Here is a 22862-nt window from a genome sequence, read left to right as displayed (position 1 = left end):
CGGGCGCACCGGCGCGCGCGCGCGGTTCAGACGCCTCCGCCGCCTCCGCCGCCGCCCCCGCCGCCGACCGACCCGCCGCCGCCGGAGCCGGACGAGCTCGACGAACTGCCCGACCAGGAGGCTGAGGTGGTGCTGGCGAACGAGCCGATCCCGGCCGCGAAGAGGCCGGCGTTGAATCCGCCGGGACCGCTATACCAGCCCGGCTGGGATCCGCTGGCCTCGTAGTACTCCCCCAGGACCCGCGACCACTGCTTCTCCTGGCCGAACAGCACGGCGAAGGGCAGGAGTCGTTCGTAGAGTTTCAGGACCTGCAGCGTCCCGCCGGGGCCGCTGTCGGCGGGCAGCGCCGCCGGGTCGGGCCGGTACGGCGAGCGCAGCGCTCCCTCCGGGCTCTGCAGCACCCGGAGCCGGTCCGCTTCGGCGAGCGCGATGTAGACCTTGACGCCCTTGAGGTAGTCGCGGAGTTCGGCCCCGGCGGCGGTGAGCGGCCGGACGCTGGCCGTCAGCGCGAGAATCCCGCCGGAGAAGGCCCCGCCGAGGACGAGGATCAGGATCGGCCAGGCTCCGCCGATCTCGCTGCCGATCGCGATGGCGCTCGCGCCGATGCTGACGGCTCCCGTGGCCACGGCGAGGGCGATGAGCCAGCCGCGGAGGGCGCCGCCCTTCTTCTCCCGCAGACCGGCGGTGATCATCCGTTTGCGGGACGCCCGGAGTTCACGCTGCAGGGCGAGCGAGAGCTTCGCGTCCCTGGCCTTGAGGTCACGTCGGGTGCCCGGTTGCAGCCCCGGGAAGAGCCTGGCGAGGATGCTGCGCTCGGCCTCGTCGACCCGGTCGGCGCGCTCCAGTTCCAGCTGGTAGTGCTTCTTGCCCTCCACTTCGAGCACGCGGACGTTGCCGCGAACGGCGAAGCTGAGGAATTGGGCTGCCATGGCCTTGGTTGTGGCCCGCGCCACGTCCGCAGCCTCGAGCAGGTTGACGCCCGTGGGCGGCAGGTACTCGGCGATGATCGTCGGCCTGCCGGGCTGGCTGCGCCAGCTGCCCAGTCGGGCGATCCCGGCCACGACCATCCCGGCCAGGCCGAGCAGGGCGGCCGCGAGCCCGATGCCGGGAAACGGGGAGGCGGTGAACGAGTCGTCCCTGGGCACGAAGGTCCCGGCCTGGAAGCCGACCGCGAGCGTCAGGCCCTGGTGCGGTGCGAGTCCGCCGGCGTTCACGTCGACCCGCCAGCCGTCGCCGTCGGCCTCGCTGGCGAGGGTGGCGCAGGGCTCGCTGGAGACGATGTCGCCCTGGTAGCAGCTGGTCGCACCGGTGAGCTTCGGGACGAGCTCGGGAGCCACCTGCAGCGTCGCGGACACTTCCCCGAACGGTTGGGCCCATCCGGTGCCGTTCACTTCCCAGTAGAACTCCTCGTCGTCGGAGTCGCTCGGGAAGAGCGTCACGTTGGCCTGTCGGTAGCGGATCGTGTAGGTCTGGGGGCCGTGCACGAAGTCGTCGGCCGCGATCGTGACCACCAGGAACCGGCCGCCGTCGTCGCTCGTTTCGGTCTCGTAGTCGCGCGGCGCGCCGCGGCCGTCGGTGACGCTCTCGATGGCCAGGTCGGTCGGGTGACCGTCGTAGTGGGTCGGGATGGCCCGGCGGATGCCCCGGTTCTGGTCGATCTCGGGAAACCTGGCCACGATCGTCTCGGTTGTGGTCAGCGTGGAGCGCCCGTCGTCGGCGAGGCCCAGCCGGAAATCCGAGTGCCAGGAGTCGAAAGTGAAATCGTCGAGTCCCTGCGGTGCCGCCTCGACGACGGAGGTGCGCCCTGGTGCCGGGAGCGCCGCGGCCGCGGCGCCCATCGATCCGGCGATGAGCGCCAGGGCACCGAGTAACGACAGCAGGAGCCTGGCCACTGGACGCATGCCCCCACCTTAGGACGCAGGGGTGCCGACGCCAGGCCGGATACCGGTCACGCGTGCTGGATCGGTACCGACGTGGTGGTCGGGGCCTGAAGGAAGAGTGCTTCCAGCGCCGGTTCCAACTCGGCGACCCAAGCCGCGTAGCCCTCGTCTGTGAGGTGGAGCCGGTCGTCCGAGAACTCGGAGGAGAGTTCGCCGTCGGGCTGGGCCAGGGCCGGCCACAGGTCCAGGTACAGCGCGTGCTGGGTGGGAGCGAATTGACGGAGGTGGCGGTTGATCGACCGGATGGTTGTTGCGAACTCTCGCTCGCGCGGCAGCACGGACTGCACGAGGATCCTCACGTGAGGGAGCCGCCTGCGGAGGGTGACCAGGATGGTCTCGATGTTGCGGACGACGTACTCGTCCGAGCGGCGCCAGCCCAGGTCGTTCGCGCCGATCAGCAGGACGACGGCGTCGGGCTCCATCTCGATGATGGTGTCCAGCCGCGCAATGGCCTCGTCGGTGGTGTCTCCGCTGACACCCAGGTTCTGCACCTCGTAGCCCGGGAACCAGTCCCCCCAGCGGCCTCCCGCGGTCAAACCGTCCCCGAGCAACACAATAGATTCCGACATCCCGGCCTCCCTCAAACCATCTCCATCATGCACCGTGCGGGCCGGGGTGGCTAGAGTTCCCAGCCGATCCTAGGTTGCGGGGCGGTCTGCGCGTCCTGTCCCCTGGCCGGGTCCGGCCAGCCACAACTCGAGGTCGCCGGGCGTGTCGGTGATGATCCCATCGACCCCGTGATCACGCACATCGCTCCACACGTCCCGGGTGTTGAGCGTGTAGCAGATCACCCCGAGACCGGCCTCGTGCAGCAGCCGGACGGCATCCGGGGACGTCTGGACCGCCGCCGCGGTGGTGGCGAGCGCGATCACGCCGAACTGGTGGGCCATGGGCACGGGATTGGCCGGGAGTTCCCTGACGAGCATGATCCGCGGGTAGCGCGGCGCCACGACCTGGAGATTGGCCAGGGTGTCGAGGCTGAAACTTTGCAGCACGACCCTCGAGCGAACGTCGTGGCGGTCGATCAGGGCGGTCACCGTGCGCAGCTGCTCCGCCGTCCAGCCGAACTTCAGTTCGACCAGCGCCTTCTTGTCCGTTTCCGCCACCCGGGCGAGGAACGCGTCCAGGGTGGGGATCCGGGTTCCGGCGTAGGACTTGCCGTACCAGGCGCCCGCGTCGAGCTTGGCGAGTTCCGCCGCGGTGTGGTCGGCGACGGTTCCGTGCCCGTCGGTCGTTCGGTCCAGGGTGACGTCGTGGAAGAGGACGGGCACGCCGTCGCTGCTGAGCTGGACGTCGGTCTCGACGAACTCGATCGGGCCGCTCAGCGCGAGGTCGAAGGCGGGCATGGTGTTCTCCGGAGCCGCGGACCCGTCGCCGCGGTGACCGGCCACGAACGCGCCCTCGCCCGGTGCTCGCAGCGTGCCGAAGACGTCGACCGCCTCGACGCGTTCGGTGAGCGGACCGAGCACGAGCACGAGGACCACCAGGGCCGTCGCCGGGATCGCAAACAGGAGGGACATGCCGCGAACGGAACTCAAAGCACTCATTGCCAGATAGAGCCTCTCCTGCTGCCCGGCGCGACGCTGCGGCGGTCAGTTCGGTCACTCTACCGTGAGCCGTTACCGTTCCGTTACCTCCGTTGCCGCCCCAGCTCGGGGGTGACTTTCTCATCGTTTTTGGCCTCGGCGACGGCCTCTTCGGTGATCCGGTTGGCCATCCCGCTGAAGATCACGCCATGGAACGGGAGGATCGCGAACCAGTAGAGCCGGCCGCCGAGTCCGCGGGGGAAGAAGACCGCGCGCTGGCGGTAGAGCGCTCCGCCGTCATCCGTGGGTTCGACGCCCAGTTCGAGCCAGGCGCGCCCCGGCACCCGCATCTCGGCTCGGAGGCGCAGGAAGCGACCACGGTCGATGCGTTCGACCCGCCAGAAGTCGAGGACGTCGCCGGTGTGCAGGCGCTCCGGATCCCGCCGACCGCGGCGGAGACCGACCCCGCCGACGATCTTGTCCATCCAGCCCCGGACGGCCCAGGCGAGCGGGAAGGAATACCAGCCGTTGTCGCCGCCGATGCCCTCGATCACCCGCCAGAGGTCTTCCGGCCTGGCCGAGGTGCGCTTCTCGCGCAGGTCGGTGTAGACGAGGTGGCCCGCCCAGTCCGGGTCGCTCGGCAGCGGGTTGCTCGACGCGCCCTCGATGGACGCGTTGCGCCAGCTCGTTTCGACCTCGCCGTCGCGCATCCGGCCGAGCGCGAGGCGCACGGCCCGGCGGTACCCGGTGAGTCCACCCTCCGGCCGGGGGATGTAGCCGTCGATGTCGCGCTCATGCACCACGCAGTCGTATTGCAGCGACGCGATGATCGGGATGGCGAGGTTGCGCGGGATGGGCGTGACCAGGTTGACCCACTGCGAGGCCAGCCACGGCGTGAGCACGGGGAGGGAGGCGATCGGGCGCTGGCGGAGGCCCGCCTCGAGCGCGTAGCCGTTCATCATCTGGCCGTACCGGAGCACGTCCGGGCCGCCGATGTCGAAGGTGCGGTTGACGTCGGCCGGGAGGTCGGCGGCGGCCAGCAGGTAGTACAGCACATCACGCACGGCGATCGGCTGGATGCGGTTGCGCACCCACTTGGGCGCCGGCATGTAGGGCAGCACATCGGTGAGGTGGCGGATCATTTCGAACGAGGTGGAGCCGGAGCCGATCACGACGCCGGCCTGCAGCGCGGCCGTCGGCACGCCGGAGGCCAGGAGGATCCTGCCCACTTCCGCGCGAGACCGGAGATGCGGGGAGAGCGTGTCGGTGTCGGGGTGGAGCCCGCCCAGGTAGACGATCCGGGAGACACCGGCTGCTGCCGCGGCGGCGGCGACGTTCTCGGCGGCCGTGCGTTCAGTGCGTTCGAAGTCGCCGCGGGCGCCCATGGAGTGCACGAGGTAGTACAGCACGTCGACGCCGGCGCAGGCTTCCCGCAGCGACCCGGGATCTCCCAGGTCCCCGGTGACGATCTCCACCCGGCCGGCCCAGGGGACATCCGTCAGCTTCTGCGGCGCGCGCACGAGCACCCGGACCGAGTACCCCGCGTCCAGGAGCAGGGGCACCAGCCGGCCCCCGATGTAGCCGGTGGCGCCGGTGACCAGGACGCGTCGCGCAGGAATGGCCGCAGAAGTCATTGCGGCAGTCTAGGTGTCGCGCCTGACCCCGCGGTGGTATTTTTTGTGTCGCATCAAGGCCCGACTGTCCGCTACGGTCCGTGACCGGGCGCCAGGCTCCCGTCTCCGAAAGGCAATGACCATGGATTTCTGGGCGAGTTTTTGGGATTTCGTTGGATTCTTCTTCTGGACGATGGTGCTGGTCAGCTACCTGTACGTCCTCTTCGCGGTCATCGCCGACGTCTTCCGGGATCGCGAGATGAGCGGCTGGGGCAAAGCCGGGTGGCTCATCCTCATGCTCTTCGTACCGGTGCTGACCATGTTGGTCTACATCGTCGCCCGCGGTCCGGGCATGGCCGAGCGTCAGATGCGGAGCAGCGAGCAGGCGCGGGCGTCGACCGAGCAGTACATCCGCAACGTCGCTTCGTCGTCACCGGCGCAGGAAATCAGCCAGGCGAAGACGCTCCTGGATTCCGGCGCGATCAGCGCCAGCGAGTTCGAGGCGATCAAGAGCAGGGCCCTGGGCGGCGTCCAGGCCGGGCGGGTAACCGACTAGGTGCACCCCGCCCGATCCGGCGGCTGGATCCGGCCTGTCCTTAGATCAGGCCCTTCGTGTGCCACACGGTCTTCGTCTCGGTGAACGCGACGATCCGGTCGATTGACGGGGTCGCCGCGTCCGGGCCGTTCTCCGGTGGCAGCACGCGCTTGAGCGTCTCCGCTGCCGCGATCTGGAGGTCGACCCAGTCCAGGTCGCCGGCGCCGACGAGGTCCAGCGCGTTGACATCGGCGTGGCTGGCCAGCCAGGGCGCGATCTCGGCCGGGGAACCGGTGAGGATGTTCACGACCCCACCCGGCACATCGCTGGTCGCGAGCACCTCGCTCAGGCTGATCGCCGACAGCGGCATGGTTTCGTTCGCGATCACGACGACGGTGTTGCCGGCCACGAGCGCCGGGGCGACGACGCTGACCAGGCCGAGCAGCGAACCGCCGGCCTGCGGGGCGACGATCGCGACGATGCCCGTGGGTTCGGGGACGGAGATGTTGAAGAACGGTCCGGACACCGGGTTGGCGTTGCCGGCGACCTGCACGTATTTGTCGGCCCAGCCGGCGTACCAGACCCAGCGGTCGATCGCCTCGTCGACCTGCGCGGATGCCGCGGCGACGCTCACGCCCTCCGTCTGCACGATCTCGTCGACGAACTGCGCGCGACGCCCCTCGAGCAGTTCGGCGATCCGGTAGAGCACCTGGCCTCGGTTGTACGCGGTGGCTCCGGCCCAGCCGCCCACCGCTGCCCGGGCGGCGACGACGGCCTCGCGGGCATCCTTGCGGGAGGCCTTCGCCGCGTTGGCGAGGAAGTCGCCCTTCTTCGCGAGGATCTCGTACACGCGGCCGGACTCGCTGCGCGGGAACTTGCCGCCGATGTAGAGCTTGTAGGTCTTGGGAATGGCGAGGCGGGTCACTTGGCGGCCTTCTTTCGTGCGGAAACGGCGGGAGCGGCGGTGGCGTCGGGAGCGCGGACCGCACGCGGGCGGCGCGGTGCCGGCTTGAGGGACGCTGCCGGCTTGAGGGACGGCGCCGGCTTGAGGTACGCGGCCAGGCCCGGACGGCCGCCCTCGCGCCCGTAGCCGGACTCCTTGTAGCCGCCGAACGGGCTGGCCGGGTCGAAGCGGTTGAACGTGTTCGCCCAGATGACACCGGCACGCAGCTTATCGGCGACCGCGAGGATGCGGCTGCCCTTGTCGGTCCAGATCCCGGCGGAGAGGCCGTAGGGCGTGTTGTTCGCCTTGGCGATGGCCTCGGCGGGTGTGCGGAAGGTCAGGACGGAGAGCACCGGCCCGAAGATCTCGTCGCGGGCAATGCGGTGGCTGGTCGACACGTTCGTGAAGATCGTCGGCGCGAACCAGAAGCCGTTCTCCGGGATGGCACAGTCGGCGCTCCAGCGCTCGGCGCCCTCCTGCTCCCCCATGGCGGTGAGTTCGGTGATGCGCCGCAGCTGGTCGGCGCTGTTGATCGCGCCGATGTCGGTGTTCTTGTCCAGCGGGTCGCCGAGGCGCAGGGTGGAGATGCGGTCCTTGAGCCGGTCGATGACCTCGTCGTGGATGCTTTCCTGCACCAGGAGCCGGCTGCCGGCGCAGCAGACGTGGCCCTGGTTGAAGAAGATGCCGTTGACGATGCCCTCGATGGCCTGGTCGATCGGCGCGTCGTCGAAGACGATGTTCGCGGCCTTGCCGCCCAGTTCGAGGGTGAGCTTCTTGTCGGTGCCGGCGACGGAGCGGGCGATGGCCCGGCCGACCGCGGTCGACCCGGTGAAGGCCACCTTGTTGACGTCCGGGTGGTTCACGAGCGCCTGCCCGGTGTCCCCCGCGCCGGTAATGATGTTGACCACGCCCGGCGGCAGGTCGGCCTGCTGCAGGATCTCGGCGAACAGGAGCGCCGTCAGCGAGGTGGTCTCGGCCGGCTTCAGCACGACGGTGTTGCCGGCGGCGAGGGCGGGCGCGATCTTCCACGCCAGCATGAGCAGGGGGAAGTTCCACGGGATGACCTGGGCGGCGACCCCGAGCGAGGCCGGGTTCGGGCCGAGTCCGGCGTGATCGAGCTTGTCTGCCCAGCCGGCGTAGTAGAAGAACCAGGCGGCGACGAGGGGCACGTCGACGTCGCGGCTCTCCTTGATCGGCTTGCCGTTGTCGAGGCTCTCGGCCACGGCCAGTTCGCGGGCGCGTTCCTGCACGAGGCGGGCGATGCGGAACAGGTACTTGCCCCGGTCGCTGCCGGAGAGGCGGGACCAGGCGCCGGTGTAGGCACGGCGTGCGGCGGCCACCGCGGCGTCGACATCCGCCGTGTTGGCGTTGGCGATCATCGCGATCCGCTTCTCGGTGGCCGGGTCGATCGTCTGGAAGGGCGTGCCTCGCCCGGCGACGAATTCGCCGTCGATGAACAGGCCGTAGTCCGAACGGAGGTTCAGGATCGCCTGCGACTCCGGGGCCGGAGCGTAGTCAAGAAAATTCATGGGATGTCCTAATCGATCGTCACGTAGTCGGGACCGGAGTAGTGCCCGGTCGTCATCTTCTGGCGCTGGAGGAGCACGTCGTTGAGCAGGCTGGACGCGCCGAACCGGAACAGGTGCGGCTGCAGCCACTCCTCGCCGACGGTCTCGGCGACGGTCACCAGGTACTTGATCGCGTCCTTGGAGGTGCGGATGCCGCCGGCCGGCTTCACGCCGATCTTCTCGCCGGTCAGCCGGTGCCAGTCGCGCACGACCTCGAGCATCGACAGCGTCACCGGGAGCGTCGCGGCCGGGGCCACCTTTCCGGTCGAGGTCTTGATGAAGTCGCCACCGGCCAGGATGGCCAGCCAGGATGCCCGGCGCACGTTGTCGTAGGTGTTGAGTTCGCCGGTTTCGAGGATCACCTTGAGGTGCGCGTGGCTTCCGTCCGGCCGCCGGCAGGCCTCCTTGACGGCGACGATCTCGTCGAAGACGAGGCCGTAGTGGCCCGAGAGGAACGCCCCGCGGTCGATCACCATGTCGATTTCATCGGCGCCGGCCGCGACCGCGTCGGCGGTGTCGGCGAGCTTGACGGCCAGGGACGCGCGGCCGCTGGGGAAGGCGGTGGCGACGGCGGCGACGGCGATGCCGTCACCCGTCCCCGCCGCATGGGCCGAACCGAGCGCCTCGACCGCGTGCGGGACCATGTCGCCGTACACGCAGACGGCGGCCACCCGCGGGCAGTCCGGGTCGCCGGCATCCGGGGTCAGGGCCTTGCCCACGAGGGAGCGCACCTTGCCGCGAGTGTCGGCGCCCTCGAGGGTCGTGAGGTCGATCAGCCGGATGATCGTGTCGAGCGCCCACTTCTTCGAGGTGGTCTTGATCGAACGGCTGCCAAGGTCGGCCGCGCGCTGCTCGAGCCCCACGGCGTCGATCCCGGGGATGCCGTGCAGGTAGCGGCGGAGATTCGCGTCGGTCGCTTCGCCGCCGAGCAGGGCCAGGGTGCGGTCGCGGGGGGCCAGTCGAGTGGCCAGTTGACTGCTTGTCATGAGTTGTCCTTGCGGTTGGTGTGTGTCATACGTCGTCGCCGAGCAGTGCCCGGGCGGTGTCCTCGTCGGTGACCAGCACGGTGCAGAGCCCGCTGCCGACGATGGCTCGGGCGACGGCGTGCTTGGCGCTGCCGGAGATCACGGCAATGGCGAGGCTCGCCCGCCGCAGTTGTTCAAGCTGGATGCCGAGGGTGCGCTCGTCGAGTTCCGGGTCGACGATGGCGCCGTTCTTGTCGATGTAGCGGCCGACGATGTCGCCGACCGCTCCCTTGCGCACGAGTTCCCCGACTTCGTCCGCGCTGAGGTAGCCGCTGTCGACGAGCGCGGAGTGCTCATCGGCCTGGCCGGCGCTGTAGAGGTAGGCGGATGCCCCGGCCGCCTGTTCGAGGACGGCGGCCACCGCGCGGTCGGATTCGATGGCGTGCTTCGTTTCCAGCCGTTCCAGGATGGCCGGGCTCGGCAGCAGGGTCGCCGCGCCGAACGCCTTGTGGGCGATCGTGGCCGCGGTCGTGGCGGCGGTGCCGGCGCGCTTGTTCAGGCTGACGCCGCCGTTGATTTGCACGACGTCGACCCCGGGTGCCCAGCCGTGCTTGAGGTGCAGGGACACGTCGTGGAGGGTGCGACCCCAGCTGATGCCCAGGGTGCGCGGGATCGGGCGGAGCCCGGTGAGGTAGTCGGCCGCCGCCTGCGCGGTGCGGGACTGGAGTTCCTCGTCGCCGGCGACGCCCACGGAAGACACGACGATGGCATCCTTCAGGCCGGTCGCCTCGCGGAGCCGGCGCTCGACCGGCAACCGCCGGGCGCGCGGGTGCACGATCTCGATCCGGATGAATCCGCTGGCCTTCGCCTGCGCGAGGAGCCGGCCGACCTTCCATCGAGTGAGGCGGAGGATCGAGCCGATCTCATCCTGCGTCTTGTTCTCCTCGTAGTAGAGCTCGGCGGCACGAATGGACATCAATTCGTCGGTATCGATCACCCTGCGCACTCTCCATTCACGTCGTCCCCCAGCCTAGGACGCACCGAGCAGCCGAACAACAGCTGTGGGGCAGATTGCTCATATGAGCAGACGGGGTCGCCGCCGCACGCTCTAGGCTCGGACAATGAACTCCAGCACCGGTCCGATCAGCGCCGTTCTCGCCGTGGACCTCGGCGGGACCAAGGTCGAAGCCGCCCTCGTCGACGACCGGGGAAACCTGCTCCCGGGAAGCCGTCACCGCTTCCCCACCGGGCCGGCCGCCACAAGCGAGGAGCTCAGCCGGAGCGTCACCTCGGCCGTCACGCTGGCGCGGGCGAGCCTGCCGGCCGGGGCCACCCTCGTCGGGGTCGGGATCGGCTCGGCCGGGCCGATCACGGTCGCCTCGGGGTCGGTCTCTCCCCTCAACCTCCCGGCCTGGCGCGAGTTCCCGCTCCGCGACCTCGTTCGCGGGCTCATCCCGGATGTGCCGGTGCGGCTGCGGATGGACGGCCTCTGCATCACCCTCGCCGAGCACTGGCTCGGCGCCGGCCAGGGCGTCGACAACCTGATGGGCATGGTCGTCTCGACCGGCGTCGGCGGCGGACTCATCCTGGGTGGCCACACGGTGTCAGGCCCCAGCGGGAATGCCGGCCACATCGGCCACGTCGAGGTCGGCGGGTTCGACGACCGGTGCGCCTGCGGCGGCCGCGGCTGCCTCGAGGCGATCGCATCCGGCCCCCGCACCGTCGCCTGGGCCAGGGCCCAGGGCTGGCCGGGCGCGACGGGCGAGGAGCTCGCCGCGGCCTTCGCCGCCGGCGACGAGATCGCCGCGCGCGCGGTGCAGCGGAGCGGCCGAGCCATCGGCCAGGCGATCGCCTCGGCCACCAACCTGGTCGACCTGGACCTCGTCGCGATCGGCGGGGGCTTCTCGCACGTGGCGCCGGACTTGTTCGACGCCATTCGCGAGGCGATCGCCGAACGCATCGAATTCGCCTTCGCGACGCGGGTGCGAGTCGTCCATTCCGCCCTGACCGGCGACGGGCCGCTCATCGGCGCGGCCGCGCTCATCCACCGGGCGGAACTGGTTCCCTAGGAGCCTGCTGAACAAGGCGTAGTGAGTGGGCCGGGGTTCGTGAATACCGGAACCTGTGGGTGGATGTTGGCTGTTTCGTCCGGTCTTCGGGCACGAACCCTCAATCCTTCCGGTCTTCGGCCCGTGGTAGGTGAAGGGGGGCCGGTCGAAACCGGCCCAGGTCGTCCTCGAGCATGTGCGGCCGGGCGATGACCGCGCCGGCTACGGTCACCGCGAGCGCCGTAGCGGTCAGGAAGACGAGCGGCCACAGCCAGTCGCCGGTTACCTCGTGCAGCAGCCCAACGACCAGCGGGCCGAGCGCCCCGAGCGTGTAGCCGACCCCCTGCACGAAGCCGCTCATCGCCACGGCGCCCTCGTGCGTGCGGGTGCGCAGGTTGATCAGCACGAGCGCGAGCGGAAAGAGCAGCTGGCCGAGGCCGGCCGCCGACACCCAGAGCCAGGTCAGAGTCATCGGCGCGACGATGAGGCCGAGGTAGCCGATCACGAAGCAGAACGCGCCGGCGTAGACGAGGAGGCCGACGTTCTTGAGGCGCACGGTGAGCACGGGGATGACCACGGCGCACGGGAATCCCATCGCGCAGAACAGCGACAGCAGGGTCCCCGCCTCCCCCTCCGACACCAGCGCCCGGTCGACCAGCAGCTGGGGCAACCAGGCGAAAACCGCATAGGCGTTGACCGACGACACCGCGAAGACGGCGGTGATCGCCCAGGCCACGCTCGAGTGCCGCAGCCGGCCGAGGAGGGCCGGTTCGGGTTCCTCGACCACCGGGGTGGGCATGTTCCCGGTGCGGTGCCGCACGAGCATCGTGATCCAGGGCACGAGGGCGACCAGGGCGAACGCGCTCCACATGCCCAGCGAGGTGCGCCAGCCGGCGGCATCCGCCACCGGGACGGCGACGAGCGGGGGCACCAGCGTGCTCAACGAGATGACGGTGACGTACAGCGATGTCACCAGCCCGACACGATCCGGGAAGTACTTCTTCACCAGCGGCGGCAAGAGCACGTTGCCGACGCCGAGGCCGGCGAAGGTGATCGCGCTGCCCAGCAGGAGCAGGACCACCGAGCCGGACAGTCCCCGCGCCAGGTGCCCGACGAACAGCGCGAGGAGGGAGAGCGCGAGGGTGGTCTCGAGCCCGTGGCGTTTCGTGAACATGGGGGTGAAGATCCCGAACAGGGCGAAACAGACCGGGGGCAGCATCCCGAGGACGCCGACGGCCAGGGTGCCCAGCGGGATGTCGGCATCGACCCGCGTGATGATCGGTGAGAGCGCGGCGACGGCCGTGCGCAGGTTCGCGGCAACGAGCAGGATGCCCAGCAGCGCGAGGGTGCGACCGGACCACAGGCTGCGGGCTGCGGTTTCGATCACCGGGCAAGTCTAGGGCGGCGCCGGGCGCCGGTGCCGTCTACCCGGCCAGGTCGATCTGGGCCGCGATGTGCCTGGCGATCTCGAGGGCGCTGGTGGCGGCCGGCGACGGTGCGTTGAGCACGTGGACCTGCCGGGCGGCCCGCTGGATGATGAAGTCCTCGGCCAGGGATCCGTCGGGCATGATGGCCTGCGCCCTCACCCCGGCGCCGGCGCGCACGATGTCGGAGGCCTGGATCTCGGGGACCAGCCGGGCCAGGCTCGCCGCGAAGAGGTGTTTGGAGAAGGACCGCGCGAGTTCCTCGGCACCGGTCACCAGGTTGCGGCCGGCCAGCCGGAGGAAGCCCGGGTAGGCGATCGCGCCGAGGGCCTCGCGGGCGTTGACCTCGCGCCAGCGGTAGCCTTCGCGGGCCAGGGCCAGGACGGCATTGGGTCCGGCGTGCACCGAGCCGTCGACCATCCGGGTCAGGTGCACGCCGAGGAAGGGCAGTTTCGGGTCGGGCACCGGGTAGATCAGCCCGCGGACCAGCTCCCGGCGGCCCGGGACTAGTTCGTAATACTCGCCCCGGAACGGGATGATGCGAGCCTTCGGCCGGAGCCCGGCCATGACGGCTATCCGGTCGCTGTAGAGGCCGGCGCAGTTGACCAGCAGGTCGGCGGTCTCCGACCCCGACCCGTGCACGACGGTCACCTCGCGATCCGTCACACGGATGTCCACCGCCTCGGTGCCGAGGAGGAGCCGGGCGCCCCGGGCTTCGGCCAGCTCGGCCAGTTTGCGGCTGACCGCCCCGTAGTCGATGATCCCGGTGGACTCCACCCGGAGCGCGGCGACGGCGTTGACGTGGGGTTCGAACTCCCTCGCCTCCTCCCCGGAGACCAGTCGCGCCGGGGTGCCGTTGGCCACGGCCCGTCCGGCGAGGGCGGTGAGCCGGCGGATCTCGCCCGCCTCGACCGCGACGATGAGTTTGCCGCAGGTCTCGTGGGCGATGCCGTGTTCCCGCGCGAAAGCGACCATCGATGCATTCCCCGCCGTGCACATGAGTGCCTTCAGCGAACCGGGCTTGTAATAGGGTCCGGCGTGGATGACCCCGGAGTTGTGGCCGGTCTGGTGGGCGGCCCAGCGTTCTTCTTTTTCAACCACGGTGACCTGCACGCCCCGGCGGGAGAGAAGCTCGGCGACGGCCAGCCCGACGATGCCTCCGCCGATTATCACTGTTCGTAGAGACGACATGTCATCCTCACGGTATTCGTGGCCCCAGCATAGCGGGGCGCGAAATCCGCACCTCCCCCGGCCTGCAGGCCGAGGGCATCCGCTTCTGCGTCGTGGATACCGGCGACTGATCCGGCGCCGCCCGGGATCCCGCGCCTAGGCTGGACGCATGGCAGACCTCGCGAAGTACCTCCCGCTGAGCCAGCGACCCGCCGGCGACGAGTCCGGCGCGAACTCGAACTGGGGCGGGCACCTGGCGGCGACGCTCACCGCGACAGCCGACCTGCTCGCCGGGCTCACCGCGGAGCAGTGGGAGGCGCCGAGTCTCTGCGCGGGGTGGCGGGTACGGGATGTCGCCGGACACATCGTCTGGCGCCTCGGCAGTTCGAACCGCGACCTGGTGCGCAGCCTGCTTCGCGCCTGGCCCGGCCGTTCCCTCCGTCCGTCGCGGGCCATCGACGCGGTGAGCCGGGCGGCCGCCGAAGCGTCTCCGGCGGACCTCGTCGCGCGGATCCGTTCGATTGCGGCGGACAAGGCCGGCGGTCGCGGGCGGCACGGCATCATCGAACTCACCGAGGCCGTCGTGCACGGCTACGACATCGCCCGCCCGCTCGGGCTCGGCCTGGCGGTCGCGCCGACCGCCTCGGGCGCCGTCGCGCTCCGCCGGAGCCTGATCGCACCCACCGGGATCAAGGCCGTCCTGCACGGTCGCACCCTCACGGCCACGGATGCCGACTGGAGCGTCGGCCGCGGCCCGGCCCTCCCCGGCACCGCCGAGGAGATCCTGCTCTTCCTCTTCGATCGCGGCCCCCTGCCCGCCTCTCCCCATCCCGCGAAACCGCAGTAGTGCGCGCTGAACGTCCCGAATAACCCGCACGACTGCGGTTTCGCGGGGGTATTGGGGTCAGGCGAGGAGCGCGCGGACCCGGTCCACGTCGTTGCGCATCTGTGCGACCAGCGGCTCGATGCCGGTGAAGGCGACCATCCCGCGGATGTGTTCCTGGAACTCCACGTCCACCACGTGGTCGTACAGGTCGATGTCGCGGTCGAGCACGTACGCCTCGACCTGCTTCTGCGCCACGCCGTCGAAGGTCGGGTTGTTGCCGACCGAAATGGCCGCCGGGTACCGGGTGCCGGCATCCGTCAGCCAGCCCGCGTAGACGCCGTCGGCCGGAATGAGTCCCTCGGACTCGGCCGCCAGGTTGGCGGTCGGGAAGCCGAGCTCGCGGCCGCGGGCGGCGCCGTGCACGACGACTCCGCGCACGGCCGGAAGGTGCCCGAGCAACGCCGCGGCGGCCCGGGTCTCGCCCGCCAGGAGCAGCCCGCGAATCCCCGATGAGGAGACCCGGTTGACCGCGTCCGGCTTCACGTCCTCGACCAGCCGCACGTCGAAGCCGAAGCGTCGGCCGAGACCCTGCATCAGGGTGACGTCGCCTGCTCCCCTGGCACCGAAGCGGAAGTCGCGGCCGACCAGGACCTGCCGGACGCGCAGCGCCTTGACCAGGACGTTCTCGATGAACTCCTCGGGCGGCAGCGAGGCGAGCGCCTTGTTGAACTCGAGCACGACGGTGGCGTCGATGCCGGTCTCGGCCAGCAGGTCGAGCTTCTGCTCGGTGCTGACGAGCGCGTCCGGGCAGTCGCCCGGCGACAGCAGGGCCAGCGGATGCCGGTCGAAGGTGACGACGACGGCAACCAGCCCGTGCGCCCCGGCGACGGTCTTCAGCTCGGAGATGACGGCCCGGTGGCCGACGTGCACGCCGTCGAACTTGCCGATGCTGACCGCAGACGCCGGCCAGTCTGCCGGGATCGCCGCTATCCCGTGGAACGTCTTCATGACTCGTCCGCCACGGAGTCGCTCGCCACGGAGTCGCTCGCGGTCACCGGGTTCCGGGCGAGCCACCACATCCCGAGGACCGGCAGGACCAGCGGGATGAACAGGTACCCGCGGCCGAAGACCGACCACACGGTGTCGTGCGGGAAGAGGGCGGGGTCGACCAGGCTGAGGATGCCGATGACCAGGACCCCGAGCAGTTCGAACGTGATCGTGATCCAGGCCGCACGGTACCAGGCACGACCACGATTGATGAGCGCGATCGTGGCCACGATGTAGACGACAGCGGCGAGCGCGGACAGCGAGTAGGCCAGCGGCGCCTGGTCGAATTTCCCGACAATCTGCACGAAGGAGCGCCCGGTGGCGGCAAGCGCCAACACCCCGTACACGGCTATGAGGAGTCGGCCGACGCCGGTCACTCGATTCGGTCGGGCAGCTGTCTGGGGCCGTAGTTCAGTCATCGCTAGGCAATTATCGCAGTATCAGCCGACCTGCACTGTCCAGATGTGCAGCATCCGGTAGAGCATGACCGCGACGGACAGGCAAGCCACGCCCAGGATGACCGTGCTCCAGCGGCTCCGCTCGATCAGCGCCCACAGCCCGGCGGCCAGGGGCAGGAGGATCGCGCTGATCAGGTAGACGTAGAACTCGAGCACGCTTCCGCTGGCCGTATTGCCGGTGAGCGGGGCGACGATGGCCACGACCAGCTGCGCGAGCAGCAGCACCTCGACGAGGGCGGTTGCCCCCATGGTGAGGTCGGTCGGCTTGCGTCCGGCGAGGCCGAGTCCGACGCAGAGCGCGCCGCCGAGCACCGCGACGGCCAGCTGCAACCAGGTGAACCACTCGATCATCGGGCATCCGCCCGGTCGGCGGGCGCGGGCTCGTCGGGAGGGAAGTTGACCAGCGATTTCGCCTGGTCGCCGCGGTACTCGACCAGTCCGACGAGGCGGCCGTCAGGGGCGATGGCCGCGATCGGGCCCGGCTGGCCGCCGGCCGGGTCGACAGTGATCCGCTTGCCGTGGCCGAGGTCGATCGCCTGCTCCTCGGTGAGGTCGAGGCGGCCCAGCAGCCGCGTCGCCGCGTCGGCCGGGCCGATCAGCGCGGAGTGAACGTCCAGTTCCTCAAGCGGCTGGGCCGCGTCGAGCCGGAACGGCCCGATCCGCGTGCGGCGCAGGCTGGTGAGGTGTCCGCCGACGCCGAGCGCCGCGCCGAGGTCGCGGGCGAGGGCCCGGATGTAGGTGCCCGAGGAGCAGACGACCCGCACCTCGAGGTCGAGGAATCCGTCGACGGCGGTGCTGGAGAGCAGCTCGAAGGCGCTGACGGTGACCGGCCTGGCCGGGAGTTCGACCGCTTCGCCGTCCCGCACCCGGGCATAGGCGCGCTTGCCGTCGACCTTGATCGCGCTCACCGCGCTCGGCTGCTGGCTGATCTCCCCGGTGAGGGCGATGATGCCGGCTCCGACGGCCTCCGGGCGGAGCGCCGCCACGGCCTCCGCGGGGGCGCGGACGAGGTGCTCGCCCTCGGCGTCATCCGTCGTCGTCGACGAGCCGAGCCGGATCGTTGCCAGGTATTCCTTGTCGAGTCCGACGATGTAGGTCAGCAGGCGGGTGGAGCTGTCCACGCCGAGGATCAGCAGGCCGGTCGCCATCGGGTCGAGCGTTCCGGCGTGGCCGACCTTGCGGGTTCCGGCGAGGCGCCGGGTGCGGGCGACCGCGTCGTGGCTGGTCCAGCCCTGCGGCTTGTCGATGAGGAGGAGGCCGCTGGTCACACTTCGAGGCTACCAGCGCCGCCCCCGTAGGATGTGAGCCGTGAGAATCGCGGTCATCGGAGCGGGCGCCCTCGGCGGCACGTTCGCGACCCTGCTCGCCCGCGTCGGCCACGACGTCACCGTCACCGCCCGGGGCGAGGGCCTGGCGGCGATCCGCGCCGACGGCATCCGCCTGTCCGGCAAGTTCGGCGACGCCCAGGCGCGTCCGCGTGCCCTCGAGCGGCTCACGGAGGCCCCCGAGCTGACCCTGGTCTGCACCAAGGCTCAGGATGCCGCGGCCGCGATCTCGGACAACGCCGCGTTCATCGACGGGTCCCCGGTCATTGTCGTGCAGAACGGCCTCGACGGGGTGAGCACGGCGGAACGGCTCCTCCCCCGGTCCGACTGCTTCGGCGCCCTGGTGATCATCGCCGCCAACTACACCGAACCGGGCCAGGTGAGCGTGACGACCGCCGCGCCCACCTACCTCGGCCGCGGAACCGGCCCCGTCGACGCCGCGACGCGCGCCTGGCAGGCCGTGCTCGGGGAGGCCGTCCCGGTCGTCGCCATCGACAACTTCGTCGGCGCCCAGTGGACCAAGCTGATCGTGAACATGCTCAACGCCATCCCGGCGATCACCGGGATGAGCGTGCAGGCCGTCGTCGACCACCCCGGTCTGCGCCGGGTGATGACGGCGAGCATGCGGGAGGCCGTGCGCGTCGGCCTGAAGCGGGGGGTGCGTTTCGGCGCGCTGCAGGCGCTCGGGCATCGGCGGCTGCGCCTGTTTTCAGTGCTGCCGCTGCGGCTGGGCCAGCTTTTGCCGCTGATGATGCGGGTGCGCATGGGCGACGTACCGAACCTCGGTTCTACCCAGCAGAGCCTTCGCCGGGGCCAGCGCACCGAGGTCGACTTCCTCAACGGCGCGGTCGTGCGCGAGGCGGGCGCCGCCGGCGTCACCGCCCCGGTCAACGCGCTGCTCGCCGCCCTCGTGCACGAGGTCGAGGCTCGAGGCGCCTCGCTCACCCCCGCCGACGTCGTCGCCCGCTTCGACGCCCTCCCCGGTTAGCGTCCCCACCCCGGCCCTCGACCTTCGACCTTCGACCTTCGACCACGCTCGCCGAACCGTGAGTTTGGCACCTTCGTTTGGCTGTTTAAGGTGCCAAACTCACGGTTCGTCGTCAGCAGCTGTCGGCGAAGATGCGGCGGGGACGGTCGGCATCGGCCAGGTCCACGATGGCGGTCGCCCGGTCGCGCGGCTTCGCCTCTGCGCGGTACAGGCGTTCGGCCTCTGTCGTTGCTTCACCCTCGAGCAGCACGCTGTACGACCACAGCCCCCGGAGTTCCGGCCGGTGGATGAACTCGCCGTCGATCACGAGCGTGGCGTCTGCCGGCGCCGTCAGCCAGGTCGGCTGCACCCACGTGTCGCTGTCGGCGTCGAATTCCTTCGTGACGAATCCGGTGCTGCCACCCAGACGGAAGGGTTCGACCAGCGCGCGCCGGAGCGCCGAGTAGTCGTAGCCGTTGCGGTAGTGCCGTTCCGGAGCGTCCGCCCCGCGCCGGTTCAGCTCGGCCCGGGAGCGCCGGAAGTCGCCCAGGGAGGCCCGGACTGCGGCGTGGTCGCCCTCCTCCAAGACCGCGGCGAGGTCGTCGGCGAACGCGGCCCGCGCCGGGGCATCCGTGCCGTCGATCGCGACGATCGTACGGCCGCGGCCGTAGTGGCCGAGGATCTCCGTCGACAGGCCGCGCAGGAATTCGATCCGGGGGGTGGAGACGAGCCTCATGAATCGACCCTAGGTTAGAAAGGGTGAACGCCACAGCCCCCACGTCCGGCCTCGCTCCCGCAGCCGGAATCGCCCCGCCGATCGCTGCCTGGTTCGAAGCCAACGGCAGGGACCTGCCCTGGCGCCGCGAGGGCTTCTCGGCCTGGGGCACGCTGGTCAGCGAGTTCATGCTGCAGCAGACCCCGGTCATCCGCGTCATCCCCCGGCTCGAGGAATGGCTGGAACGCTGGCCCACCCCGGCCGCCCTGGCCGCCGTGCCGCCGGGCGAGGCCGTGCGCGCCTGGGCGACGCTCGGCTACCCGCGGCGCGCGCTCTGGCTCCATTCGGCCGCGGTCGAGATCACCGAGCGTCACGGCGGCGTGGTTCCAGAGGACGTCGACGCCCTGCTGGCCCTCACCGGCATCGGCGACTACACGGCCAGGGCCGTCGCCGCCTTCGCGTACGGGCACCGGCATCCGGTCGTCGACACCAACACGAGGCGGGTCATCGCCCGGGCCGTCGGCGGCCAGGCCGAACCGGCGCCGCCGTCACGCGGACGGGACCTCGCGGCCATGTCCCTGCTGCTTCCCGAGGGCCGCGACGAGTCGGCGGCGTTCAATGCCGCGATCATGGAACTCGGCGCCCTGGTCTGCACAGCCCGGAAGCCAGGCTGCGAGGTATGCCCGATTCGGAATGAATGCGCGTGGCGGGCGGCGGGATATCCGGCGCACACCGGCGCGCGCAAGGCCGTACAGAAGAAGTTCGAGGGCAGCGACCGGCAGGTGCGCGGGCTGATCATGGCGGAGCTGCGGGCCACACGGCATCCGGTGACGGATGCCGAGGTCGACGGGCTCTGGCCCGATGCGGCCCAGCGGGGGCGCGCCCTGGACGGCCTCCTGGTCGATGGGCTCGCCGTGCGGACGCCCGGCGGATACACACTGCCGCACTAGCGCCGGATCGGCCGCCCCCGAGGGGTCGCAAATCGACCTTCAACCGCCCAACGAAGGTCGATTTGCGACCCCTCAGGGGCCGACGGACTAGTCGGCGGCGTGCGCCCCACGGGTCACGGTTTCGTCTTCCGCCTCGTCATCGTCATCGTCGTCCGCGTCATCGTCGTCGTCCAGGTCGCGGGACTTCACGTACGGGTCGGCATCCCCGGCGTAGGTGGCCGTGCGGGCGAGCTGCTCGACCTCCGTGTCGCGGTCGCGCGCCTCACGCAGGAGGTCGTCGATCAGCGCGGCATTCTCCGGGATGGCGTCGGCGATGAACTCGAGGGACGGCGTGAGCCTCGCGGTGATGTTCTTGCCCACCTCGCTGCGCAGCATTCCCGTGGCGGCCTTGAGCGCCGCGGCGCTGTCCTTGCGCTCCTCTTCGTTGCCGTACACGGTGTAGAAGACCGAGGCGTGCTGGAGGTCGCCGGTCACCTTGACGTCCGTGATGGTCACAAAACCAAGCCTCGGATCGCGGAGGCCGCGTTCGAGACGCTTGGCCACGATGACCTTGATGCGGTCCGCCATCTTCCTGGCGCGTGCCGGATCTGCCATGACTAACTCCCTAATTCTTCGCGACCGTTCTGCCGCTCTTCAGCTTTTCCCAGCCACCGCGGTGACGTTCAAATCTCTGCGAACCCGGTCGCAGCTCGATCCCCCTCAAAAAGGGAATCGGGGTAGGGGTCCCCGCTCTTCCCTTTTTGAGGGGGATCGAGCGGAGACCCTACCAACCGTGGGGAACTAAACCCGCGGCTTTTCCTTCATTTCGATCGTCTCGATCTCGTCGCCGACCTGGATGTCGTTGAACTTGCCGAGGCCGATACCGCACTCGAAGTCCGTCCGGACCTCGGTGACGTCGTCCTTGAAGCGACGCAGCGACTCGATGCCCAGGTTGTCCCCCACCACGACGCCCTCGCGGATGACGCGAGCCTTGGCGTTTCGGGTGATGGTTCCGGAGCGAACGATGACACCGGCGACGTTTCCGAACTTGGAGGAGCGGAACACCTCGCGGATCTCGGCGACACCACTCTGCACCTCTTCGAACTCGGGCTTGAGCATTCCCTTGAGGGAGCTCTCAATGTCCTCGAGCGCGTTGTAGATGACGGAGTAGAAGCGCACGTCCACGCCTTCACGGGCGGCGCGCTCGCGCGCCTTCGTGTCGGGGCGAACGTTGAACCCGATGATGATGGCGTTGTCGACGGTGGCGAGGTTGACGTCGCTCTCCGTGACGGCACCGACACCGCGGTGGATGATCCGAAGCTGCACCGACTCGTCGACCTCGATCTTGAGGAGCGACTCTTCCAGTGCTTCAACGGCACCGGACACGTCACCCTTGATGATGAGGTTGAGCGACTCGACCTTGCCCTCTTCGAGTGCACGGGTGAAGTCTTCGAGGCTGATCCGCTTGCGGGCCTTGGCCAGCAGGGCGTTGCGCTCGGCGGCTTCACGCTTCTCGGCGATCTGGCGCGCGGTGCGGTCGTCATCGATGACCAGGAAGGTGTCGCCGGCGCGCGGGACGCTCGACAGACCCTGCACCTGGACGGCACGGGACGGGGTTGCGGCCAGGACCGGCACACCGTTCTCGTCGGCCATTGCGCGGACGCGGCCATAAGCCGTTCCGGCGACGATCGAGTCTCCGACGTGCAGCGTTCCCGACTGGATGAGCACGGTCGCGACCGCACCGCGACCCTTGTCGAGCTTGGCCTCGATGGCCACGCCGCGAGCATCCTTGTCGGGCTTGGCGCGCATGTCGAGTCCGGCGTCCGCGGTGAGCAGGACGGCGTCAAGGATTTCCTGGATGCCGACCTTGTTCTTCGCGGACACGTCGACGAACATGACGTCTCCACCGTATTCTTCGGCGACGAGGCCGAATTCGGTGAGCTGCTGGCGAACCTTCTGCGGGTTGGCACCGGGCTTGTCGATCTTGTTCACCGCGACCACGATCGGCACGTTTGCTGCCTGCGCGTGGTTGAGTGCCTCAATCGTCTGGGGCATGATGCCGTCATCGGCCGCCACCACAAGGATGGCGATGTCGGTGACCTGCGCACCACGAGCACGCATGGCGGTGAACGCCTCGTGGCCCGGGGTGTCAATGAAGGTGATGGCGCGTTCGATGCCCTCGTGCTCGGTGACGACCTGGTAGGCACCGATGTGCTGGGTGATGCCGCCGGCTTCGCCCGCTGCCACCTTGGCGTTACGGATGGCGTCGAGCAGCGCGGTCTTACCGTGGTCGACGTGACCCATGACGGTGACGACGGGGGGACGGGCGACGAGTTCCTCGTCGGTCTCCTCCGCCAGTTCCTCATCGATGTCGATATCGAAGCCGAGAAGCAGCTCGCGGTCCTCATCGTCGGGCGAGACCATCTGGATCTTGTAGCCGAGCTCTTCGCCGAGCACGTCGAACGTGGCCTCGTCGAGGGACTCCGTCGCCGTGGCCATCTCACCGAGGTGGAAGAGCACGGTCACGAGGTTCCCGGGGCTGGCGTCGATCTTGTCGGCGAAGTCGGTGATCGACGCACCGCGACGCAGGCGAACAACGGTTCCGCCATCGCCGCGGGGTACGCTCACGCCACCCAGCGACGGGGCCTCGCGCAGTTCGAATTCCTGCCTCTTCGTACGCTTCGACTTGCGGGCACGGCTCTTGCCGCCTCCGCGACCGAATGCACCAGCGGTTCCACCACCGGGGCCACGGCCACGGCCGCCTGCGCCGCCACCACCCGCGGGGCGGGGCGGGCCGAAGCCGGGGGCTCCCGCCGGGGCGCCGCCGGGACGTGCGAAGCCGGGGCGTGCGCCGCCGGCGCCG

22 protein-coding genes are annotated in these 22862 nt (G+C 70.0%); 5 read left to right on the top strand and 17 right to left on the bottom strand.

The window, feature by feature from the left end; genetic code table 11:
- Positions 1 to 26 precede the first annotated feature (26 nt).
- The 4 genes from E3O23_RS13655 to E3O23_RS13640 form a co-directional block, all read right to left on the bottom strand.
- Positions 27 to 1901, bottom strand: a complete 1875-nt coding sequence (locus E3O23_RS13655; RefSeq protein ID WP_134491875.1) for a DUF2207 domain-containing protein — start codon at positions 1899 to 1901, stop codon at positions 27 to 29.
- A gap of 47 nt (positions 1902 to 1948) precedes the next feature.
- Positions 1949 to 2509 (bottom strand): GDSL-type esterase/lipase family protein, encoded by a 561-nt coding sequence (locus E3O23_RS13650; protein WP_134491873.1) that lies wholly within the window; start codon positions 2507 to 2509, stop codon positions 1949 to 1951.
- Between the two features lie 69 nt (positions 2510 to 2578).
- The gene (locus E3O23_RS13645) at positions 2579 to 3460 is read right to left on the bottom strand and encodes a glycerophosphodiester phosphodiesterase (protein ID WP_166790509.1); all 882 of its coding nucleotides are present in this window, start codon (positions 3458 to 3460) and stop codon (positions 2579 to 2581) included.
- Between the two features lie 110 nt (positions 3461 to 3570).
- Positions 3571 to 5100, bottom strand: coding sequence for an SDR family oxidoreductase (locus tag E3O23_RS13640; RefSeq protein WP_134491869.1), 1530 nt, complete (start codon positions 5098 to 5100; stop codon positions 3571 to 3573).
- Between the two features lie 121 nt (positions 5101 to 5221).
- On the opposite strand from E3O23_RS13640, the gene E3O23_RS13635 reads away from it, so the two are divergent.
- Positions 5222 to 5635: an SHOCT domain-containing protein gene (locus E3O23_RS13635; RefSeq protein WP_134491867.1), complete on the top strand. Its 414-nt coding sequence runs from the start codon at positions 5222 to 5224 to the stop codon at positions 5633 to 5635.
- Between the two features lie 40 nt (positions 5636 to 5675).
- Here E3O23_RS13635 and E3O23_RS13630 read toward each other — a convergent pair whose 3' ends face one another.
- From E3O23_RS13630 to E3O23_RS13615, 4 genes are read right to left on the bottom strand one after another with little or no spacing between them, the layout of a single operon-like run.
- Entirely contained in the window at positions 5676 to 6539 is an 864-nt protein-coding gene (locus E3O23_RS13630; protein WP_134491865.1) for an aldehyde dehydrogenase family protein, read from the bottom strand.
- Positions 6536 to 8086 carry an aldehyde dehydrogenase family protein gene (locus E3O23_RS13625; protein ID WP_134491863.1) on the bottom strand — a complete coding sequence of 517 codons (1551 nt, stop codon included), beginning with the start codon at positions 8084 to 8086 and terminating at the stop codon, positions 6536 to 6538. Before E3O23_RS13625 ends, E3O23_RS13630 begins: the two co-directional genes overlap by 4 nt.
- Positions 8087 to 8094: 8 nt before the next feature.
- On the bottom strand, positions 8095 to 9111 hold the full coding sequence (gene deoC, locus E3O23_RS13620) for a deoxyribose-phosphate aldolase (protein ID WP_134491861.1): 1017 nt from the start codon (positions 9109 to 9111) through the stop codon (positions 8095 to 8097).
- Positions 9112 to 9136: 25 nt separating this feature from the next.
- The gene (locus E3O23_RS13615) at positions 9137 to 10087 is read right to left on the bottom strand and encodes a sugar-binding transcriptional regulator (RefSeq protein WP_134491859.1); all 951 of its coding nucleotides are present in this window, start codon (positions 10085 to 10087) and stop codon (positions 9137 to 9139) included.
- 124 nt (positions 10088 to 10211) lie between these two features.
- On the opposite strand from E3O23_RS13615, the gene E3O23_RS13610 reads away from it, so the two are divergent.
- Positions 10212 to 11159: an ROK family protein gene (locus E3O23_RS13610; RefSeq protein ID WP_134491857.1), complete on the top strand. Its 948-nt coding sequence runs from the start codon at positions 10212 to 10214 to the stop codon at positions 11157 to 11159.
- Positions 11160 to 11259: 100 nt separating this feature from the next.
- Here the strand turns inward: E3O23_RS13610 and E3O23_RS13605 are convergent, their stop codons facing one another.
- Both E3O23_RS13605 and lhgO read right to left on the bottom strand, forming a co-directional pair.
- Positions 11260 to 12525: an MFS transporter gene (locus E3O23_RS13605; RefSeq protein WP_241983483.1), complete on the bottom strand. Its 1266-nt coding sequence runs from the start codon at positions 12523 to 12525 to the stop codon at positions 11260 to 11262.
- A 37-nt stretch (positions 12526 to 12562) separates the two neighbouring features.
- Positions 12563 to 13753 carry an L-2-hydroxyglutarate oxidase gene (lhgO, locus tag E3O23_RS13600; RefSeq protein WP_134491855.1) on the bottom strand — a complete coding sequence of 397 codons (1191 nt, stop codon included), beginning with the start codon at positions 13751 to 13753 and terminating at the stop codon, positions 12563 to 12565.
- 148 nt (positions 13754 to 13901) lie between these two features.
- On the opposite strand from lhgO, the gene E3O23_RS13595 reads away from it, so the two are divergent.
- Positions 13902 to 14579, top strand: a complete 678-nt coding sequence (locus E3O23_RS13595) for a maleylpyruvate isomerase family mycothiol-dependent enzyme (protein ID WP_134491854.1) — start codon at positions 13902 to 13904, stop codon at positions 14577 to 14579.
- 57 nt (positions 14580 to 14636) lie between these two features.
- Here the strand turns inward: E3O23_RS13595 and E3O23_RS13590 are convergent, their stop codons facing one another.
- The 4 genes from E3O23_RS13590 to truB are packed head-to-tail and all read right to left on the bottom strand — an operon-like array spanning position 14637 to position 17331.
- Entirely contained in the window at positions 14637 to 15566 is a 930-nt protein-coding gene (locus tag E3O23_RS13590) for a bifunctional riboflavin kinase/FAD synthetase (protein ID WP_134491852.1), read from the bottom strand.
- Positions 15563 to 16024: a hypothetical protein gene (locus E3O23_RS13585; RefSeq protein WP_134491850.1), complete on the bottom strand. Its 462-nt coding sequence runs from the start codon at positions 16022 to 16024 to the stop codon at positions 15563 to 15565. The genes E3O23_RS13590 and E3O23_RS13585 overlap by 4 nt, the downstream gene beginning before the upstream one ends.
- 21 nt (positions 16025 to 16045) lie before the next feature.
- Positions 16046 to 16414, bottom strand: a complete 369-nt coding sequence (locus E3O23_RS13580; protein WP_134491848.1) for a hypothetical protein — start codon at positions 16412 to 16414, stop codon at positions 16046 to 16048.
- Entirely contained in the window at positions 16411 to 17331 is a 921-nt protein-coding gene (gene truB, locus E3O23_RS13575) for a tRNA pseudouridine(55) synthase TruB (protein WP_134491846.1), read from the bottom strand. The genes E3O23_RS13580 and truB overlap by 4 nt, the downstream gene beginning before the upstream one ends.
- A 40-nt stretch (positions 17332 to 17371) precedes the next feature.
- Between truB and E3O23_RS13570 the strand changes: the two genes are divergently transcribed.
- Entirely contained in the window at positions 17372 to 18376 is a 1005-nt protein-coding gene (locus E3O23_RS13570; protein WP_134491844.1) for a ketopantoate reductase family protein, read from the top strand.
- A 112-nt stretch (positions 18377 to 18488) separates the two neighbouring features.
- On the opposite strand, the gene E3O23_RS13565 is transcribed toward E3O23_RS13570, so the two are convergent.
- Positions 18489 to 19091 carry a nucleoside/nucleotide kinase family protein gene (locus tag E3O23_RS13565; RefSeq protein ID WP_134491842.1) on the bottom strand — a complete coding sequence of 201 codons (603 nt, stop codon included), beginning with the start codon at positions 19089 to 19091 and terminating at the stop codon, positions 18489 to 18491.
- Positions 19092 to 19159: 68 nt separating this feature from the next.
- On the opposite strand from E3O23_RS13565, the gene E3O23_RS13560 reads away from it, so the two are divergent.
- Positions 19160 to 20020, top strand: coding sequence for an HhH-GPD family protein (locus E3O23_RS13560; protein ID WP_241983484.1), 861 nt, complete (start codon positions 19160 to 19162; stop codon positions 20018 to 20020).
- Between the two features lie 87 nt (positions 20021 to 20107).
- Here E3O23_RS13560 and rbfA read toward each other — a convergent pair whose 3' ends face one another.
- The gene (rbfA, locus tag E3O23_RS13555) at positions 20108 to 20614 is read right to left on the bottom strand and encodes a 30S ribosome-binding factor RbfA (RefSeq protein WP_134491840.1); all 507 of its coding nucleotides are present in this window, start codon (positions 20612 to 20614) and stop codon (positions 20108 to 20110) included.
- Between the two features lie 186 nt (positions 20615 to 20800).
- On the bottom strand, positions 20801 to 22862 hold a 2062-nt coding region (gene infB, locus E3O23_RS13550), incomplete at its 5' end, for a translation initiation factor IF-2 (protein WP_134491838.1).

The sequence above is a fragment of the Cryobacterium tagatosivorans genome (assembly GCF_004402215.1).
Lineage (GTDB): Bacteria > Actinomycetota > Actinomycetes > Actinomycetales > Microbacteriaceae > Cryobacterium > Cryobacterium tagatosivorans.
This window is presented reverse-complemented; position numbering and strand designations above follow the sequence as displayed.